The organism is Plantactinospora sp. CNZ320 (assembly GCF_002846275.1).
This window is the reverse complement of the sequence record NZ_PJMP01000001.1, coordinates 5,893,205-5,910,646: the sequence shown is the minus strand read 5'-3', so window position 1 is coordinate 5,910,646 and position 17,442 is coordinate 5,893,205. Positions and strand designations below refer to the sequence as shown.

Here is a 17,442-nt window from a genome sequence, read left to right as displayed (position 1 = left end):
CCGACACGGTGGTCAAGGACGGATCGGACAACAAAGGTGAGGAACACTCCGATCTGCCCAGCTCACCACTCTGTCATCGACGCTGCCCGGTGAACGTCCGGCTCGCAACCAGCGTGATCAGGTCGGCGCAGGCTCATCGCCCGGCGTCGTAGGCGCGCCGTGCACGCTCCACCTCCGCGAGGCGGGTGTCGGCCCAGGTGGCCAGGTGCGCGAAGAGCGGGCCGAGGCTGGCACCCAGCTCGGTGATCTCGTATTCGACTCGGGGCGGCACCTCGGCGTGGTAGGTGCGTGCCACCAGCCCGTCGCGTTCGAGTTGGCGCAACCGTTGCGTGAGGACTTTCGGGGTGATGTTGCTCAGTCGGCGCTCCAGCTCCACGAAGCGCTGCCGACCGTATTCGTGGAGTGCCCACAGGATCGGCGTGGTCCATCGACTGAAGACGATATCGACTACTGGCGCCACCGGACACGCCAGCTCAGGGTCCGCCGACCGTTCCATGTGCCCTCCATCACAAACCCGTTACTATCCTCTGGGTACCTACTATATCGACGCTACTAACGTCTCCTCCAGCCGCGCGAACGACGCGGTCGAACTGGAGACAGAGACATGTTTGTCGTGACAGGCGGCACCGGAAACGTCGGCCGTACCCTTCTGTCGATCCTCGCCGGGTCGGGTGCCGCGGTGACGGCGGTGTCCCGCGGACGACGCCCGGTCGCCGTACCGGACGGGGTTGTCCACCACCACGCGGACCTCGAGCGGCCGGAGAGCCTGCGCCCTGCGCTGGCCGGTGCCGAAGCGCTGTTCCTGCTCGTAGAGGGCGCCGGGGCGCATCTCGACATGCCCGAGATCCTCCGGGTCGCCACGGCCGGTGGCGTGAAGCGCCTCGTGCTGCAGTCCTCGCAAGCGGTAGGTACGCGGCCGGGGACGGCGTCGCACGCGCCCCTGCAAGCCATCGAGGACCTCGTACGTCGCTCCGGCCTCGGCTGGACGATCCTGCGTCCAGGCGGCTTCGCCTCCAACGCCTTCGCCTGGGCCGAACAGATCCGGGCTCAGCGGACGGTGGCCGCACCCTTCGGCGACGTCGGCCTACCTGTGGTCGACCCGGACGACATCGCCGAGGTAGCCGCTGCCGCCCTCCGGGACGGCGCGCACGACGGCCGCATCTACGAGTTGACCGGCCCGGCACCGAGCACGCCGCGCGAACGGGTTGCCGATCTCGCCGCCGCGCTCGGCGAGCCGATCGGCTTCGTCGAGCAGACGCCGGACCAGGCCCGCGAACAGATGCTGCGGTTCATGCCGCCACCGGTGGTCGAGGGTACGTTGGCGATCCTCGGTGCGCCGACCGCACGGGAGCAGCGGATCAGCCCGGACGTGGCGGAGGTCCTGGGACGATCGCCACGCCCCTTCGCCGCCTGGGCCGCGCGCAACATCGATGCCTTCCGCTGACGTGTCGCGCCGGTGAGCCACCCACCGACTGATGGCCGGCCAGCCCTGAGCGGCTGTCCGGCCCTCAGCGGGAGGCCGCCTGCCTCTGCATGGCGCGGATCCGCCCGATCAAGACCTGTCGGACCGTGGCACTAGCTTCTCGACCATGGCGATTCCCGAGCGCGTGCCGATCTCGTACGAGCCCGGCTACCGCACCGACACCATCGGCACGTACGACGGCGGGCAGTTCTTCGGCTCCGTCACGGCGACCCTCGAAGACGGCGCTGGGGCCAACTCCGACTGGCACCGATTCAAACGGTGGTACGCCGTGCTGCACAGGTTCGACCACCACGGCTGTCACACCGACTCGCAGATCTGGTTCACCGGCACCAGCGAGCACGAGGCCGCCTCGATCGATAAGGCCCAAGCCCGCCTCGCCAGCTGGCTCGACGCGCTGCCCGGACGCGCCTTCGGCGACATCGCCATCAGGTTGTTTCACGTCGAGGCCGAGGGACATGTCTTCGGACTCGTCGACGAGTCCGAACTCTATGACGGACAGGACCACGCCGAGTTCCTCCCCGATGACCTTGGCTTCGCCCCCCGTGGAACGGCCTGTATGACACCTGAACACGACGCCTTGTCTCTGGCGGAGTCGCAGATGAGCCAGTACGGCGGGGTTCCACCTCGCGCCGCCCAAGGCTGGCTCGGTCGGTGACGTGGACCTGGTGGTCCAAGAAAGACCACCGCCGGTTCGGCCCTGCCTCTATCGGTCAGAGTGGCGCTGCTGGACCAGAACTCGAGGATTTCGGAGCAGAAGATCAGGGCCGGGGTCGGTGCCCGACGCCGATGACGGGCTGCACGTGGGCCGCCACGGACAAGCGGACGGCGGACTTCGACCCGGCGCGGATGCTCGCACTGGCGCTGTCGCCGCCGGAGGCGAGCGCCCCGGTCAGCCTGTCCGTGAGCCCGCAATCTGCCACAAGGCACTGACCGGCAATGCGCGGAGCCTGTCACCAAACGGCAGTGTCGAGGTCCCGGTGTAGAGGACGATGCCGGCGATGAAGTCGTCGCCGAGGCGGTCGGCGAGTCGGCGTAATCCGCGGAAATCGTCGGGTCCGACGGTTGTGGCTGCCTTGACCTCAATCCCGACCACATGCCCGGATCTGTTCTCGAGCACCGCGTCGACCTCGTACCTACTCTGGTCGCGGTAGTGGGAGAGTTCGGCAGACTGCTCCGACCAGGTGAGCTGGCGCGACAGTTCGGACAAGACAAATGATTCGAGCAATGCGCCAAACGACGCGCCCGGCCGGAGCAGTGCGCGGGCGTCGGTCGCGATCTCGTTGGCGGCGATGCCCGAGTCGACAAAGATCAGTTTCGGCGCGGCAGTTGAACGGGTGCCAAGATTTCGGGACCAACCGGGGATCCGCTTGATGAGGAAGATCTCTTCCAGTACCTGGAAGTATCGTGCGATCGTCGGGCGGCTCAGTCCGAGGGCGGATTCGAAGGCGTTGGCGGCGATGATGGTCGCGGATCTGGCGGCGAGTAGGCGCACCAGCTTGCGCAGCTCGCCCTTGTGCTGGATGTCGGACAGTTGTCGCACATCGCGATCGATGAGCGCTTGGACATACGCGTCAAAGAACCGTTGGCGGCGTCGCGGGTCGACGCGGGTCGTGGCCTCGGGCAGGCCGCCTCGCACGATCCTGGCCGCGTAGTCGGCGCGGGTCACGTCCGACTCGTGTCGCAGTTCGGGGCCGAGCGCGAAGACGGCGTCGACGAATCCGTCCGGCTCGCCGTCGAGTTCACCTTGTGAAAATGGCCAGAGCTCGACGGTTTCCATCCGGCCGGGCAACGCGTCCGGGGCAGCCACCATGCCGAACAGCCGCGATGAGCCGGTGAGCAGATAGCGGCCGGGACGAACGTCCTCGTCGACGGCCGCCTTGATGGCCAGCAGCAGTTCCGGAGCGCGCTGGATCTCGTCGATCACCAGCAGTTCGGCGGAGTCCACGAAACCAACCGGGTCGGCGATCGCCGCGGCCCGGTCCTGCGCCCGGTCGAGATCGCGGCGCTCGGCGAGCCGGTCGCCCGCGACGATGCGAACCAGGGTGCTCTTGCCTGCTTGACGTGCTCCGCTGATCAGCACGACGCGGGTGTCAGCGAGCGCTGCGTCGACCTGCGCGGCGGCATGGCGGGGGATCAAGTGCGGTGTGGGCACGAGTCATGATAACCGGCGGGATTACGATCTGCGGGTAGGCCTGCTTTCGATCTGCGGGCAGACCTACTTTCGATCTGCGGCCCGGCGATGTTCGGTTCGCGGGCCTCTGGCGTTCGATTTGCGGCGGTACGCTGATCGACGAGGAACATCGCCGGACCGCCACCTGGCTTGGCTGCACTGACTTGCCACAGTCTTGGTCAACTGGCGGTGAGCACGCTGATGTTGCTGAAGGTCACGGACGAGCCGCCGGCGGCTGTCGTCGGACAGGTGGTCTTACGGACCCGGGTGACCCGTGCCAGCCAGCAGGAGGTACCGACCGGCTTCGCGGACGTCCAGGTCCGGTTCGATAATCCGCCAGAGGTTCTTTACGTGCCGGTGGATCGATGCGCTGCGGATCGGTGCTGGCGTCAGCCCTTCAACGCCAGGAGTGCTAGCGGTCAAGTTCTCTCACAACCGGGACGCAACCTGTAGCTAGCAATTACTTCAGCATCCAGCGAACCACGTCTTCATGAACGCACAGCGCCCGTCAAAGTGACGGGCGGGAGCTATGAGCCGCGCACGGTGACGCACATCGTGGGGGCACTCGACCGCTGTGCAACCTCACGCTTGGGGCCACCGCCTCCGTCGAACCCAGCCGTTCGGCTCGAGTTCTGCCGCCCTGTGCCGCGGTCTGGGGCTCTGTCCGGCGGTCAAACGACGGTCAAACGGCGGTCAAACATCAAGGACGGGTTCCCGTAGACCGGGAACTCGCCCTTTGATCCGGTGTTTCGTGGTGGAGCTGAGGGGATTTGAACCCCTGACCCCCTCGATGCGAACGAGGTGCGCTACCGGTCTGCGCCACAGCCCCTTGACCAACCCACCCAGAACGGCGAGCCGGCGCCAAGGCTAACAGGTCGGCTGCCCCGAGCGCGAACCAGCCCCAGGCGACACGTCAGACGGCACGGTCACCGTCCGCCGGCCTCGTAGGGCCGCCCACGCAGGCCACCGGCCCGCCGATACGAGACCGTGCCCGCCGCCCGGCCGCCCCCACTGGCCGCCGGTGGCAGGTCGGCCATCCGGTTCATCCCGAGCGCCGCCCGGCGTACCGCTTCGCGCTGGGCCGCGAGCCGACGTTGCGTCTCCCGACGGGCCTGTGCGCGGCGGGCCTGTGCACGCCGGACCTCCGCCTGCCGGGCGGCGAGCCAGGCCGCCTCCCGGGCCTCCGCCCGCCGCCGCCGACGGTCGGCGATGGCCCGGCTGCGCAGGTGTACGAGGTAGGCGCCGAGCAGCGTGCCGGTGGTGGCGAAGCCGATCCAGAAGCCGGGGCTGACCAGCACCACCCCGACCAGCTCGACGAAGTTGAGCAGCAGCAGGGCGGCGAAGACCCGGCGCCGCCGGTAGACGGCCGGGGTGTGCCGGGCGGGCGGCGGCCGGCGGCGGGCCGGTCCCGGGGTCCGGGGCACCGAGCGCAGCCGACGGCTCCGCCGACCATTCCCGGCCGCCCCGGAGACCGGCGCCCCAGAGACCGGCGAACCGGAGACAGGCGCCCCAGAAACAGGCGAGCGGGAGTCCGGCGAGCCGGAAACAGGCGGGCCGGAGGAGGCGGGTGGCCCGGAGACCGGTGAGCCGGGGCCGGCAGCCGGTGAGACGGGCTCGGCGGCGCCGTCGGCCGACGACACACCGGCACGCAGGGTGATGATTCGGGTACGCGGTGGGTTGACCGGCTGCCGCCCCGGGACACTCCGGCGCCGTCGATGGCGCTGGAGCACCCGCGCCGTCGACTGCGCCCGCTCCGCGGCCAGCCGCTCCGTGGCGTCGTACCGGCGGACCAGTGCCGGCGCGAGGGCGAGCAGACCGGCTGCGGCGAGGACGGCGAGGAGCACCGAGGCCGGCACCCTCATCCCTCCCGTCACCCACCTTGGGCAACCGACCGGACGAGCACCTCCCGCACCGCCGGAGGCGTCCACGGCAGGCGCGGACCGGCTCCCGGAGCCGCGGGTCCGTCCGACGTTGCCGCACGTCCCGATTACTTCAGGTTACGGGGACACACCAGGAATATCGTGCGGCGCGCCGGCCGACCTGCGACTAAGGAGATCAACATGACGGTACGGCGGCCTCAGGAGGCGGCGGCGCGCAGCCGGTGCCAGCGGGCCAGCAGGCCACCCTCCCGGCTGACCTCCTCGCTGGTCATCGCGTACCCGATGTGGTCGCGCCAGGCACCGTCGATGTGCATGTAGCGGGGGTGGTACGCCTCCTCGCGGAAGCCCAGCTTCTCCACCACCCGCCTGGACGGGCCGTTCTCCGGCCGGATGTTGACCTCGATCCGGTGCAGCCCGCCCGACCCGAACGCGTGGTCGACGGCGAGCGCCAACGCGGTCGGGATCACGCCGCGCCCGGCCACCCGGCTGTCCACCCAGTAGCCGACGTACGCCGAGCAGAACGCCCGGCGCACGATGTTGCCCAGGTTGAGGTGCCCGACCAGCCGCTCCCGGCCCCCCTCGACCAGGCAGACCGCGAACGGCATGCTCTCGCCGCGACGCGCCAGTTTGCGCTGGTCGCGGTAGACCCAGCGGAACGCCGCCGGTGAGTTCATCTCGTCCCACCGACCCGGCGGGGACGACTCCCAGGGCGCCAGCCACGCATGATTGACACAGCGCACCTCGGACCAGGCCGTCGCGTCCGACCGCCGGTACGGGCGCATCAGCACCGCCCCGTCCCGGAGTACGACCGGCCAGCCCGGGGTCGCGGCCAGGTTCACGCCCGGTGTCCCGTCGGCAACCCACGCCTCCTCGTCAACACACTCGCGCGGTTTCCCGCACCGACCCGCCAGTGTGGCAGCCCTGTCACCGGCGCCGGTCCAGCAGCAGCACGTCCACGGTGGAGCCGGCCGCCGCGCTGGTCACCCGCTCGCCGAGCACCACCAGGCCGTTCGCCTCGGCCAGCCCGGAGAGCGTGTACGGCCCACCGCGCAGCGGCTGCACCGTGTAGCCCCCGCCGCGCCGCTCGGCAACGTGCGCGGGCCGGAACTCCCGCAGCCCGGACGGCGAGGAGACCGTCTCCAGCAGGTGTGCCCGGACACTGGGCCGGAACACCGGCTCGGCGCCGGCCAGCAACTGGATCGCCGGCCTCGCCAGCACCTCGAAGCCGATCAGTGCCGCGCCGGGCTCACCGGGTAGACAGACCACCGGCACCTCCTCGGCTCCGACCGTACCGAATCCGAGGGCGCTTCCGGGATAGAGGGCGACCTCCATGAAGGTCACCGGGCTGGCCCGGCCACCGTCGCGACGGGACAGTACCCGGCGGATCATGTCACCCGGCCCGGCGCCGGTACCGCCGGTCGTGATGATCAGGTCGGCCCGGAGCGTCTGGTCCTCCAGCAGGCCGCGCAGCCCTTCCGGGTCGTCGTCGCAGATGCCCACCCGGTACGCCAGCGCGCCCACCTCGGCCGCCGCCGCCGTCAGGGCGTGCGAGTTGATGTCCACCACCTGCCCCGGCTGGCTGGCCCGGCCGACGTCGACCAGTTCGTCGCCGGTCGCCACGATCACCACCCGGGGACTCGGCCGGACCACCACGTGCCCGATGCCGGTCGCCGCGAAGACCGCGACCAGGGCCGGCGAGATGTAGGAGCCGGAGCGGGCCAGCAGGGTACCGGCGGGCAGTTCCTCCCCGGCCCGGCGCAGCCCGTAGCCGCGCTTCGGGGTCCGGAAGATCTCCACCGCCGCCATGCCCTGGTCGGTCCACTCCACCGGCACCACCACGTCGGCGGCGATCGGCAGCGGCGAACCGGCCGCCACCGAGAAGCAGGCACCGGGCGTCAGCCGTACCGGTCGCCAACTCGCCGCGCCGAGGTCGCCGACGACGTTGAGGCGTACCGGGCGGGGGTCGCCGAGCCGGCTCGGGCCGTAACCACCGGCCACGCCGCCGGTACGCCCCGCGCCGGAGATGTCCTCCCAGCGCGCCGCGTACCCGTCGATGGCCGCCTGGTCGAAGGCCGGATAGGCGTGCGGCGCCACGACGTCCTCGGCGAGCACGTTGCCGTACGCCTGGGTGAGGTCGAGGTCGAGCGGGGGAAGCGCCCGCAACCTGCGCAGCACGCTGCCCAGGTAGTCGGCGAGCGGCGTCAGCTCGTTGGCGGCCGCCTCGGCATCGGCCGTCGCTGTCACACCGTCACCTCACCGGGGGCCGTCATGTGCGGCGGCCGGCGTCGGAGGCGACGAACTCGCCAAGCCACTGCCGGAACTCCGCACCCAGATCCTCCCGCTCGCAGGCCAGTTGCACCACCGTCTGGAGGTAGCCCAGCGGCATGCCGGTGTCGTAGCGGGTACCCCGGTAGACGATCGCGTGCACCGGCATGCCCTCCTTGAGCAGCAGACCCATCGCGTCGGTGAGCTGGATCTCCCCGCCACTGCCCTTTCCGGTACGCCCGATCGCGTCGAAGATCGCGCTCGGCAGCACGTACCGGCCGAGTACCGCCAGGTTGCTCGGCGCGTCCTCCGGCTTCGGCTTCTCCACCAGCCCGGTCACCTCGACCACCTCACCGAGGTCGGAGAGGCTCCGGTCGGCCGGCGCCACCGAGGCGATGCCGTACCGCTTGGTCTCCTCCGGCGGCACCTCGAAGAAGGCCAGCACGATGCCGCCGGTCCGGGCCTGGAGGTCCAGCATGGCCGGCAGCAGCGGCTCGGAGAGGTTCACGAACTCGTCGCCGAGCATCACCGCGAACGGCTGGTCACCGACGTGCGTCTCGGCGTACCCGACGGCGTGGCCGAGGCCGAGCTGCTCCGGCTGCCGGCAGGTGTAGATCTGGGCCAACTCCCCCGGCCGGCGTACCGCGGCCAGCAGCTCCGGGTCGCCCTTCTCCTCCAGCCGCGCCTCCAGGTCGGGCCGGCGGTCGAAGTGGTCGACCATCGCGGTCTTGCCCCGGCCGGTGATCAGCAGTACGTCGTCGATACCGGCCTGGGCCGCCTCCTCGACGATGTACTGCAACACCGGACGGTCGACGACCGGCAGCAGTTCCTTCGGCACCACCTTGGTGGCGGGAAGGAACCGCGTCGCCAGGCCGGCGGCGGGGATGACCGCCTTCACGGCCCTTCGTCCGGCCGTCGACGTCGAGGAGTTGGCTGGGGTAGCTGCGTTCTCCGGCATGTCGCGAGACTATCGGCCACGGCCCTGGCGCGGCGGTTGTGGCCCGGATAACGCGCCGTCCGGGCCGCCGTCCGCGCTGACCGGTACGTCTGCGCCGGGCCGCCCCGCCCGGGTCGGCCAGCCGCCGCCCGCGCCGAGCGCCGGCCGGCCGCCGGCCCAGGGCAGCCCGTCGTCCGGCGTCGCCGCGCCGGCCCGGACCGGTATCTCCTCGATGGTCGGCCGGACGCCGGTCGCCGCGAGCTGACCGGCCGCCGCCGCCACCTGGCCAGAGGTGACCGTCTGACCCGCCGAGACCGTCTGACCGGCCACGCCCGTCTGGCCGGCCGTGGCCATCTGACCGGCCGTGGCCATCTGGTACGTGTTCCGGCCGGCCGCCTTCGCCGCGTAGAGCGCCTCGTCGGCGGCGACCAGCAGTTGCTGGCCGGTGGCGGCGTGGTCGGGGTAGACGGCGACCCCGATCGACACGGTGACCGAGACCAGGGCCCGGACCGGGGCGACCGCGCCGGGCCGGGGCCGGATCACCATCGGGGTCTCCCGGACGGCCGCACCGAGGCGTTCGGCCACCGTCGCAGCGCCCCGGGCGTCCGTCTCCGGCAGCAGGACCACGAACTCCTCGCCGCCCTGCCGGAAGGCGAGGTCCACCTCCCGCATCGCACCCCGGATCCGCTGGGCGAACTCGGCCAGCACCGCGTCCCCGGCCGCGTGCCCGTAGGTGTCGTTGACCTCCTTGAACCGGTCGAGGTCGAGGGCGAGCACACTGAGCATCCGGCCGAACCGGCTGGCCCGTTCGATCTCCCGCCGGATCGACTCCTTGAGATAGCGGTAGTTCCAGAGCCCGGTCAGCGGGTCGGTCAGCGACAGCCGCTGCGCCTCCTCGTGCATCCGGACGTTCTCCACCGCCACCGCGGCATGCTCGGCGAAGGTACCCAGGGTGACCAGGTCGACGTCGTCGAACTCGTCCGCGCCGAGCCGGTCGTAGAGGGCCAGTACCCCGACCGCGGTACGCCCACCGGCCGGCATCCGCCCCGCCCCGAGCGCCAGCCCCGGACCGGCGGTACCCGGTTCGGCACCGGTACTCGGCCAGCCGACGGTCGCCGGGCGCAGCGGCGGCGTACCCGTCCCCGGCTCCGCCCCCGGGTACCCCGGCTGGCCGGCGGTACCGGAGGACGGCAGCGGCACCGCGACGTACGTCCGGCAGCGCGGCTCGCGGCCGTAGAGGCGCGGCCCGTCCCGGTCCAGCCGACCCCGGCGCGGCTCACCGGTGGCCACGACCGTGCCGAGCAGTCCCTTGCCGAGGGGTACCCGCAGCGGCGGTGGGTCGCCGTGCCGCTGCCGGTCGTCGGTCGACGTGGCCGGTGCGTCGGGTGGGATCGGTCGGTCGAGCCCGATGCCGCGCCGGTCGAGGCCCTCGGTGCACTGGCTGACCAGTACTCCCGTCCTCGGGTCGAGTAGCAGCACCACTCCGGCCCGGGCCCCGGTCGCCGCCATCGCGGCCCGGAGCAGCAGCTGGAAGATCCGATGCAGGTCGTGCGAGCTGGCCAGGGTGTCACCGATGACGGCGAGCTGCTCGCGCAACTGGTGCCGGCTGACCACCAGCGCCCGGAGGTAGGACTCCGCCTCCCGGGTCATCCGGTTGAAGCTGTCGGCGAGCCGGCCGACCTCGTCAGGGGACCGGACCGGCACCCGGGTCGCCAGGTCACCCTCGGCGACCCGGTCGGCGGCTCGGGCCAGTTCGGCCAGTGGTCGGGTGGTAGACCGGGCAAGCCGGCCGGCGGCGAGTACCGCGAAGACCCCGGCGAGCAGTACGACGATCGCCAGGGGTCCGTACCGGGTCGTCGGCGGATCCCGGGGTACCGACAGCACCAGCGGCAGGGGCTGCCCGGGTGCCGGACCGACCCGGCGGACGTACCGGCCTCCGTTGGCCTGGACGACCTTGTCTCCGGAGATCCGGCGGGCGGCGGCGAGTACGGCGGCCCGGGATCCGGTCGACTCGGTGCTCGGCGACTCGCCTCCCTGCGGTCCTGCGTCCGGTGCCAAACTGCCGGGCAGCACAACACCGCCAGACGAACCCGCAGACGGACCTGCGGACGGACCTGCGGACGAACCCGCAGACGGACCTGCGGACGGACCTGCGGACGTACCTGCGGACGAGGAAACGGTGTGCGTGGAGCCGGTGGCCGACGACGGGCCGGCGGGTGGCGACGGTCCGTCGGGTGGGGACGCGACGGCGGGTGGGGACGCGACGGCGGGTGGCGACGCGACGGCGGGTGGCGACGCGATGGCGGGTGGCGACGCGATGGCGGGTGGCGACGCGATGGCGGGTGGCGACGGAACGGTGGCCGGCGACGGGACGGCTCGGGGTGGGGCGGTGCCGGCGGGTCCGGGAACCGGAAGCGCGGGTCCCGGTTCGGGGACGGGGTCCGGTCCGGGGACCGGATTCGACGGCGGCGGAGCCGGGGAACTCGCGGTTGGTCCCGGCACCTCGCGCAGCAGGGTCACCGCGGTTCCGCTGGCCGCGGCGAGCCGGCGGACGAACGCCGCGTCGAGGACCTGCGCGGTCCAGACCGCGCCGGTAAGCGATCCCGCGCCGTTGCGGAGTTCCACCCGGGCCGCCAGGGCGCGGGGCGCCGGGCCGGGGCCGGGGCCGGCAGGACCGTCACAGGACGTCCAGGGGCGGGGCGGTGCCGCCGGGGTGGCGAAGTCGACGGTACCGGCGGGTCCGGTGATCACGACCGCGTCCGCCAGCCCTCGGGTCACCACCTCGCCCGCCGCGCCGGTCCGGCTGGTCGGATCGGCGAGTACGGCCAACGCGCCCGCCGTGGCGTGCAACTGTCGACAGAGGGCGCCGATCGCCGTACCAACGGCGTCGGCGGCGAGGTTGAGCCGGTGTTCGGCCTGGTGACGGCTTGCCGTGGCGACCGTACCGGCGACGGAGAGCGCGCCGAGCAGCACCGGCCCGAGCACGACGGCGAGGAAAGCTGTGGTCAACCGTCCGCGCAGCGTCACTCATCCCCCCGGAAGCTCCGCACCCGATGCTGCGATGCTGACCCAACCGCTTTGGTTAACCGGCCTGCCCCCGGGAGTGTTACGTGCCGGATTTTTCGGATGAGGATGTCGGCCCGCGCAAGATCGCGCTCCGGACCACCATGCTGGCCCGGCGCAGGGCGCTGCCGGCTCCGGCCCGGCTCGCCGCCGCCGAGCGCCTCCGGGCCGAACTCCGCGCCCTCGTCCAGCGGGTACGACCCCAACTGGTCACCGGGTACGTGCCGGTCGGCAGCGAGCCGGGTGGAGCCCGGTTGCCGGACGAGTTGGCCGACGCGCTGTGCCCGACCGGGCGTCTCCTGCTGCCGGTACTCCGCCCGGATCTCGACCTGGACTGGGCGCCGTACGCCGGACCGGGTTCCCTGATCGCGGCCGGGCGAGGGCTGCGGGAGCCCGTCACCGACCGGCTCGGGCGGGACGCGATCGGCTTCGCGGAGCTGGTCGTGGTACCGGCGGTGGCCGTCGACCGGCGCGGTGTCCGGCTCGGTCGCGGCGGCGGCTCGTACGACCGGGCCCTGGCGCGGGTCGATCCCGGCGCCCTCACGGTGGCGCTGTTGCACGACGGCGAGTTGGTCGACGCGGTACCGGCGACCGGTCATGATCGTCCGGTACGGGCCGTGATCACTCCTTCCGGCGGCCTTCGGCACGTCTGGTCGGGTTGACGGCGGCCGGTGGTCCGGTTGACGGCGGCCGGGTCGACGTACCGTCCGGCGTCGGCCTGGACACTTCGGCTGGACGAAAGCGGGTACGATGCCGCACCATTGGCACTCGGATACGTCGAGTGCCAACAGGCCGCAAGATCCGGAGGGGAACGTGCCCACCTACCAGTACGCCTGCACCGAGTGCGGCCACCAGCTCGAGGCGGTGCAGTCCTTCACCGACGAGCCGCTGACCGAGTGCCCGGCGTGCGAGGGTCGCCTGCGCAAGATCTTCAACTCCGTCGGCATCGTGTTCAAGGGCTCCGGCTTCTATCGGACCGACTCCCGGAGCAACGGCTCGGAGGGTGGCGGCTCCACGGCGAACAAGTCGGACTCCACCAAGAGCGACTCCGCGAAGTCCGGCTCCGGCGGCGACTCGGGTTCGACCGGCACTGGCACGTCCAGCTCCACCGGCACGAGCGGCGGCGGTACGGCGTCCGGCTCGTCCAACGGCGCGTCGAGCGGCTCCGCCAGCAAGCCGAAGGCGGCGTCCACCTCCTCGACCAGCACGACCTGACGGCTTGGCGACCTCCCGCTGGCACCGGGCCGGCACGGCCGGAGAGTTATCCACAGCCCCCAGAGTTATCCACAGGCTGTGACTTTTCCGCCGCCTTCCCGAGGCGTCCTCGCCTAGCCTGCTGCGCACCGGACGGCGCCGACCTCGCTGGCGCCGCCGGGCGAGGGAGGTTCGCCGTGGCGCTCGACCGTACGCCCACCCGCCGTGACGCCACGCTGAGCCCGGCGCGCTGGTCACGTCCAGGTGCCGGCTCGATGCTCCGCTGGTTGCTGGTGGCCGCCCTGTTGACGCTGGCGCTCGGTGCGCTCTATCTGCGCGAGCCGACGTCGTCCTGTCCCCCGCCGTCGGCCAGCCTGGCCGGGGGCGGGATCACCCCGTCCCGGTCGACCGGGCCGCCCGCCGGCACCGGGCCTGCCGGGCCGACCGGTGCCAGCCCGGCGGCGGGAACCGGCTCGGCGGCACACCCCGGCGGATCGCCGGGTGGGCCAGGTGGACCGGGTGGATCGGCGGCCCCGAGCGGGGTGCCGGTGCCGGAGGGGACCGTCGGAGTGCCGATCCGGCTCGCCGAACCTGCCGCGTTGACCGTGGCCCGGCCGGGAGCCCGGGTGGACCTGCTCGCGGCGCCCGGTGGTGACCAGACAGGTCGGGCGGCGAAGCCGAGTGTGCTGGCGACCCGGGTACTGGTACTCGACGTACTCGGACCGGGCCAGACCGACGGCGCCGCCAGCGCGATCTACCTGGCGCTCCGGCCCGAGCAGGCCCACCGCGCGGTCGGCATGCCGGAATCCACCCGATTCGCGATCATCGTCCGCTCGTAGTCACCGTCCCGGCGGGTGGTCACCGTCCCGGCGAGACGCGTCGGCCGGTGGCGAGGGCACCCGATCGGGAGATCAGCCCCAGTGCGGCGGACGCTCGGCCAGCAGCCGCTCGTCGTTCGACTCCGGCCGCTCGCCCCAGCCCCGGTCGGTGTCGTCCACCGACTGCTCCGGCAGCACCCGACGGTCACCCGTCGACGCGACCGGCCGGTCGTCGTCCCGCCCGACACTCGTGTTGTGCTGCTTCTCCGCCCCGGACATCCGGCAAGCGTACCCGGGGCGGTCGGTCGACAGGCCCGTCGGTGACAGCGGGCGCGCGGCCGGGGAGGGCTCAGGTTGGTAGCGTCGGACAGCGTGACGACGCAGAGCGGGAACTCCGCCGATGACGCCTTCTGGCGTCGACCCACCGGACCGCCCGCCGACGCCCCGGAGTCCACCCCAGGGTCACCGCCGCCCCCGCCACCGGTACGGCCCGAAGCCCACTACCCCGGCCCGCCGCCGACCATCACCCCACCGGCGGGCTGGCGTCCCCCGCTGCACGTACAGCCGGCGGCGCCCCGGGCACTACCGGGTCAGGATCACGCCGCGCTGGACGCCGAGGAGGGGAGCGCCCGGACGTTGACCTACGGCGTCGGCCTGGTCGGCGGTGCGGTGGTACTGGTGCTGATGTGCCTGCTCTGCTCCCGGGCCCTGTTCTGACTGCGAACGGCAGCACCCTGACCGAACGGCAGCCTGTCCAGAGAACACCCGGTCAGAGGACGCCCTGCCAGACCGCCTCGGCGCCGGTGTCGCCGGTGAGGTAGACGTACCAGACGTTGATCGCGGCGAGCACCGCCACGACCGCGCCGAACAGCAGGCCGAGCCACCCGGGCATCGACCGTTCCCCGGTGCGGAATCTGGTCAGCACGAGCAGCACGAGCGTCACCACGCCGAGGGCGATACTCCACCAGAGCGTCAGTTCGCCGTAGCCCTGGTGCTCCTCCACCTTCTGGAGGATCTCCGGACCGTAGCCCTTGGCGACCAGCACCTGCTGGAGTTCCTCACCGGACTCCACCGCGAAGAAGGCGGCGACCGGCGTGACCACCGCCAGTACCGCCGCCGCCCAGTCGAGCCGGCTGCGGAACCGGGGCAGCACGGCGTACCCGGTGGAGATCAACGCGAGCAGCGGCACGAAGACGACGGCCGCGTGCACCAGCAACGCGTGTGCCGGGAGACCCATGACTTCCCTGAACACCGACGCCTCCTTGCTACCGCTCCCGCCGGGAGCCAATGGACGGTACGAGGATTCGATCACGTCAGCCGTGACCTATACCGGTACACGGGCATCGAGCCGGGTCGGTTCACCCGGGTTCCACCTCCGGTGTGACAACGGGTACGTGTGGTGGGCGCCACGATCGACTCGCGTCCGCCTTGTTGGGGTCCCATCGACGTGCTGTGATAGTGGGATGACTGGCGAGGAACTGCTCCGGTCGAGGGGCCTTCGGGTCACCCGGCCGCGCCTCGCCGTTCTCGAGGTGCTGGCCGCTGGCGGGCACCTGGAGGTGGAGGAGATCACCCAGCGGGTTCGGCAGCGGCTCGACTCGGTCTCCACCCAGGCGATCTACGACGTGCTGGGTGCGCTCTCCCGGGCTGGGCTCTCCCGCCGGATCGAGCCGGCCGGCTCACCCGCCCGGTACGAGGCGCGGGTCGGGGACAACCACCACCATGTCGTCTGCCGGGGCTGTGGCGAGATCGCCGACGTGGACTGCGCGGTCGGCTCCGCACCCTGCCTCGACCCGGTGGCCGCGTACGGCTTCGAGGTCGACGAGGCCGAGGTCACCTACTGGGGCCTCTGCCCCGCCTGCCAGTCGCGCCGCGCCACCGACGACTGATCACGGCTGTCCCCACCGGCCCTGCCGGTCACGCCGTCTCGGTGTGCCCGGCGTCGCCCCGATCGACCGGTGCCAGGGCTCGTTCCACCGCTGACCAGGGTTCCCGCTCCGGGGCGTCCGCGCCGGCCGGACAGCTGCGGCGGTAGTCGCACCAGCCGCACCGGATGCCGGGCGAGACCGGGAACGCCTCGTCCGGGTCGGTACCGTCGGCGACCTCCCGCTCGGCGGCGATGATGTCCCGGGCGGTCTCCTCGGCTCGGGCGAGTTGCCGGGCGAGCGACTCCTCGGTGTGGTCGTGCCCGGCCACCGTGCCGCTCGGCAGGTGGTGCAGTTCCACCCGCCGACACGGCTTGCGGAATACCCGCTCCGCCGCGTAGGCGTAGAGCGCGAGCGCCTGGGAGCCACGTGCGTCGTCGGAGTCCAGGCCGGTACGCCCGGTCTTGTAGTCGACGATCACCAACTCCGGCCCGTCCGGGCCGGTGCGCGAATCGATTCGGTCGGCGCGACCGTTGAACGCCAGCACGGCCGTCTTGACCGCCACCACCCGCTCCACCCCCACCGGCTCGTCACCGGGGTCGAGCGTCTCCACATAGGACTCCAGCCACTCCAGCGCGCGGCGGAAGATCGCCCGCTCCTGCTCCTCGTCGCGGTAGCCCTCGCGGACCCAGGTGCCCTTGAGCAGGGTCGGCAGCGCCTCTGGACGGCGACGGTCGGGCGACAGCGCGTACCAGTTGCGCAGTGTGGTGTGCACGCTCGCGCCGAGGGAGTTGTGCGCCCAGGGCGGCCCCTTGGGTGGTGCGGGCCGGTCGACATAGGAGTAGCGGTATCGGCGCGGGCAGTCCGTGTACGCGCCGAGCTTGCTCGGCGTGCAGACGAAGAGGCGCTCGGGCATCCCCTCGAACCCCAACTGCTCGGGCTGGGCGCCGCGTGGTCGAGGAGTCCGGCTGCCTGCGGACGATGGCCTTCGCACGCCCCGATCCTGCCATGCCGGTCCGACACCCCCGTCGATCCACCACCCTCCCCCCGGCCCGTCCCCGTGACGACCGGCCGAGAGGTCATCTGCACCGAACGGACACCCCTCACGGTGGCCGGACTCAGGAGCCGTTCAGGTGTGCGGTGACGAAGGCGGCGACGGAGTCGGCGATCAACTGCACCGCGATCGCGGCGAGCAGCAGGCCGGCGATCCGGGTCAGCACCTCGATCCCGGCCGGCCGGAGCACCCTGACCACGATCCCGGAGAAACGCAGGATCAGCCAGACCGCCACCATCACCGCGACGATGCCGACCGCGATCGCCAGGTAGTCCGCCGTACCCTCGGCGCGCTGTACGAAGAGCATCGTGGCGACGATCGCGCCGGGACCGGCCAGCAGGGGCGTACCGAGCGGCACCAGGGCGATGTTCGAGGTGTTCTGCTGGCCGGGGTCGTCGGCCTTGCCGGTCAGCAGTTCCAGTGCCACAAGCACCAGCAGCAGGCCACCGGCACCCTGCAACGCCGGCAGGTCGATGTGCAGGTAGTCCAGCAGGGTCTGCCCGGCGACCGCGAACACGACGATCACCCCGAGGGCGAGCGCCACCGCCTGCCACGCGGCGCGTACCCGCTCCCGGGCCGGCATCTGGCCGGTCAGGGCGAGGAAGATCGGCACCATGCCCGGTGGGTCCGTGATCACCAGCAGGGTCAGCGTGACCTCGCCGAGCAGCTTCATGTTCACGTGATCACGTTAACCGTACGCCGGGCGGCGTCCG

General features: G+C 72.0%; 18 protein-coding genes and 1 tRNA gene. 7 read left to right on the top strand and 12 right to left on the bottom strand.

Going from position 1 to position 17,442, the window contains the following annotated elements; genetic code table 11:
* Positions 1-133 precede the first annotated feature (133 nt).
* A complete protein-coding gene (locus CLT71_RS26505; protein WP_101369503.1) occupies positions 134-496 on the bottom strand; it encodes a winged helix-turn-helix transcriptional regulator in 363 nt (120 codons plus the stop codon).
* 108 nt (positions 497-604) lie between these two features.
* Between CLT71_RS26505 and CLT71_RS26500 the strand changes: the two genes are divergently transcribed.
* Both CLT71_RS26500 and CLT71_RS26495 read left to right on the top strand, forming a co-directional pair.
* Positions 605-1,444 carry an NAD(P)H-binding protein gene (locus CLT71_RS26500; protein ID WP_101369502.1) on the top strand — a complete coding sequence of 280 codons (840 nt, stop codon included), beginning with the start codon at positions 605-607 and terminating at the stop codon, positions 1,442-1,444.
* A gap of 145 nt (positions 1,445-1,589) precedes the next feature.
* Positions 1,590-2,138 (top strand): hypothetical protein, encoded by a 549-nt coding sequence (locus tag CLT71_RS26495; protein WP_199187728.1) that lies wholly within the window; start codon positions 1,590-1,592, stop codon positions 2,136-2,138.
* A 234-nt stretch (positions 2,139-2,372) separates the two neighbouring features.
* Here CLT71_RS26495 and CLT71_RS26490 read toward each other — a convergent pair whose 3' ends face one another.
* From CLT71_RS26490 to CLT71_RS26460, 7 genes are all read right to left on the bottom strand, one after another.
* On the bottom strand, positions 2,373-3,635 hold the full coding sequence (locus CLT71_RS26490) for an ATP-binding protein (RefSeq protein WP_101369501.1): 1,263 nt from the start codon (positions 3,633-3,635) through the stop codon (positions 2,373-2,375).
* Positions 3,636-4,405: 770 nt separating this feature from the next.
* Positions 4,406-4,482, bottom strand: a tRNA-Ala gene (locus CLT71_RS26485).
* Between the two features lie 97 nt (positions 4,483-4,579).
* Entirely contained in the window at positions 4,580-5,515 is a 936-nt protein-coding gene (gene sepX, locus CLT71_RS26480) for a divisome protein SepX/GlpR (RefSeq protein ID WP_199187727.1), read from the bottom strand.
* Between the two features lie 215 nt (positions 5,516-5,730).
* A complete protein-coding gene (locus CLT71_RS26475) occupies positions 5,731-6,315 on the bottom strand; it encodes a GNAT family N-acetyltransferase (protein WP_101371797.1) in 585 nt (194 codons plus the stop codon).
* A 142-nt stretch (positions 6,316-6,457) separates the two neighbouring features.
* Positions 6,458-7,777, bottom strand: coding sequence for a molybdopterin molybdotransferase MoeA (locus CLT71_RS26470; RefSeq protein WP_101369500.1), 1,320 nt, complete (start codon positions 7,775-7,777; stop codon positions 6,458-6,460).
* Positions 7,778-7,799: 22 nt separating this feature from the next.
* The gene (locus CLT71_RS26465) at positions 7,800-8,756 is read right to left on the bottom strand and encodes a UTP--glucose-1-phosphate uridylyltransferase (protein WP_101369499.1); all 957 of its coding nucleotides are present in this window, start codon (positions 8,754-8,756) and stop codon (positions 7,800-7,802) included.
* A 9-nt stretch (positions 8,757-8,765) separates the two neighbouring features.
* The gene (locus tag CLT71_RS26460) at positions 8,766-11,762 is read right to left on the bottom strand and encodes a GGDEF domain-containing protein (protein WP_486483460.1); all 2,997 of its coding nucleotides are present in this window, start codon (positions 11,760-11,762) and stop codon (positions 8,766-8,768) included.
* A gap of 83 nt (positions 11,763-11,845) precedes the next feature.
* Here CLT71_RS26460 and CLT71_RS26455 point away from each other — a divergent pair, with 83 nt between their 5' ends.
* The 3 genes from CLT71_RS26455 to CLT71_RS26445 all read left to right on the top strand — a co-directional run bounded on the left by CLT71_RS26455 (position 11,846) and on the right by CLT71_RS26445 (position 13,831).
* Positions 11,846-12,460, top strand: a complete 615-nt coding sequence (locus CLT71_RS26455) for a 5-formyltetrahydrofolate cyclo-ligase (protein ID WP_101369498.1) — start codon at positions 11,846-11,848, stop codon at positions 12,458-12,460.
* 151 nt (positions 12,461-12,611) lie between these two features.
* Positions 12,612-13,013, top strand: coding sequence for an FmdB family zinc ribbon protein (locus tag CLT71_RS26450; protein WP_101369497.1), 402 nt, complete (start codon positions 12,612-12,614; stop codon positions 13,011-13,013).
* A gap of 176 nt (positions 13,014-13,189) precedes the next feature.
* On the top strand, positions 13,190-13,831 hold the full coding sequence (locus tag CLT71_RS26445; protein WP_143743625.1) for a flagellar biosynthesis protein FlgA: 642 nt from the start codon (positions 13,190-13,192) through the stop codon (positions 13,829-13,831).
* Between the two features lie 72 nt (positions 13,832-13,903).
* On the opposite strand, the gene CLT71_RS26440 is transcribed toward CLT71_RS26445, so the two are convergent.
* The gene (locus tag CLT71_RS26440; protein WP_101369495.1) at positions 13,904-14,089 is read right to left on the bottom strand and encodes a hypothetical protein; all 186 of its coding nucleotides are present in this window, start codon (positions 14,087-14,089) and stop codon (positions 13,904-13,906) included.
* 93 nt (positions 14,090-14,182) lie between these two features.
* Here CLT71_RS26440 and CLT71_RS26435 point away from each other — a divergent pair, with 93 nt between their 5' ends.
* Positions 14,183-14,527, top strand: a complete 345-nt coding sequence (locus CLT71_RS26435) for a translation initiation factor 2 (RefSeq protein ID WP_101369494.1) — start codon at positions 14,183-14,185, stop codon at positions 14,525-14,527.
* A gap of 52 nt (positions 14,528-14,579) precedes the next feature.
* Here CLT71_RS26435 and CLT71_RS26430 read toward each other — a convergent pair whose 3' ends face one another.
* Positions 14,580-15,062, bottom strand: a complete 483-nt coding sequence (locus CLT71_RS26430; RefSeq protein ID WP_101371795.1) for a DUF2231 domain-containing protein — start codon at positions 15,060-15,062, stop codon at positions 14,580-14,582.
* 211 nt (positions 15,063-15,273) lie between these two features.
* Between CLT71_RS26430 and CLT71_RS26425 the strand changes: the two genes are divergently transcribed.
* Positions 15,274-15,699: a Fur family transcriptional regulator gene (locus CLT71_RS26425; protein ID WP_101369493.1), complete on the top strand. Its 426-nt coding sequence runs from the start codon at positions 15,274-15,276 to the stop codon at positions 15,697-15,699.
* A gap of 28 nt (positions 15,700-15,727) precedes the next feature.
* Here CLT71_RS26425 and CLT71_RS26420 read toward each other — a convergent pair whose 3' ends face one another.
* Together CLT71_RS26420 and CLT71_RS26415 are read right to left on the bottom strand one after the other, a co-directional pair.
* On the bottom strand, positions 15,728-16,591 hold the full coding sequence (locus CLT71_RS26420; RefSeq protein WP_101369492.1) for a PD-(D/E)XK nuclease family protein: 864 nt from the start codon (positions 16,589-16,591) through the stop codon (positions 15,728-15,730).
* A gap of 202 nt (positions 16,592-16,793) precedes the next feature.
* The gene (locus CLT71_RS26415) at positions 16,794-17,408 is read right to left on the bottom strand and encodes a MarC family protein (RefSeq protein ID WP_101369491.1); all 615 of its coding nucleotides are present in this window, start codon (positions 17,406-17,408) and stop codon (positions 16,794-16,796) included.
* Positions 17,409-17,442 lie beyond the last annotated feature (34 nt).

What these genes read in the sequence shown, in the direction of transcription:
- CLT71_RS26505 (WP_101369503.1), bottom strand. Translation starts at nt 496, where the DNA reads ATGGAACGGTCGGCGGACCCTGAGCTGGCGTGTCCGGTGGCGCCAGTA.
- CLT71_RS26500 (WP_101369502.1), top strand. Translation starts at nt 605, where the DNA reads ATGTTTGTCGTGACAGGCGGCACCGGAAACGTCGGCCGTACCCTTCTG.
- CLT71_RS26495 (WP_199187728.1), top strand. Translation starts at nt 1,590, where the DNA reads ATGGCGATTCCCGAGCGCGTGCCGATCTCGTACGAGCCCGGCTACCGC.
- sepX (WP_199187727.1), bottom strand. Translation starts at nt 5,515, where the DNA reads ATGAGGGTGCCGGCCTCGGTGCTCCTCGCCGTCCTCGCCGCAGCCGGT.
- CLT71_RS26475 (WP_101371797.1), bottom strand. Translation starts at nt 6,315, where the DNA reads ATGCGCCCGTACCGGCGGTCGGACGCGACGGCCTGGTCCGAGGTGCGC.
- CLT71_RS26465 (WP_101369499.1), bottom strand. Translation starts at nt 8,756, where the DNA reads ATGCCGGAGAACGCAGCTACCCCAGCCAACTCCTCGACGTCGACGGCC.
- CLT71_RS26440 (WP_101369495.1), bottom strand. Translation starts at nt 14,089, where the DNA reads ATGTCCGGGGCGGAGAAGCAGCACAACACGAGTGTCGGGCGGGACGAC.
- CLT71_RS26425 (WP_101369493.1), top strand. Translation starts at nt 15,274, where the DNA reads ATGACTGGCGAGGAACTGCTCCGGTCGAGGGGCCTTCGGGTCACCCGG.
- CLT71_RS26420 (WP_101369492.1), bottom strand. Translation starts at nt 16,591, where the DNA reads ATGCCCGAGCGCCTCTTCGTCTGCACGCCGAGCAAGCTCGGCGCGTAC.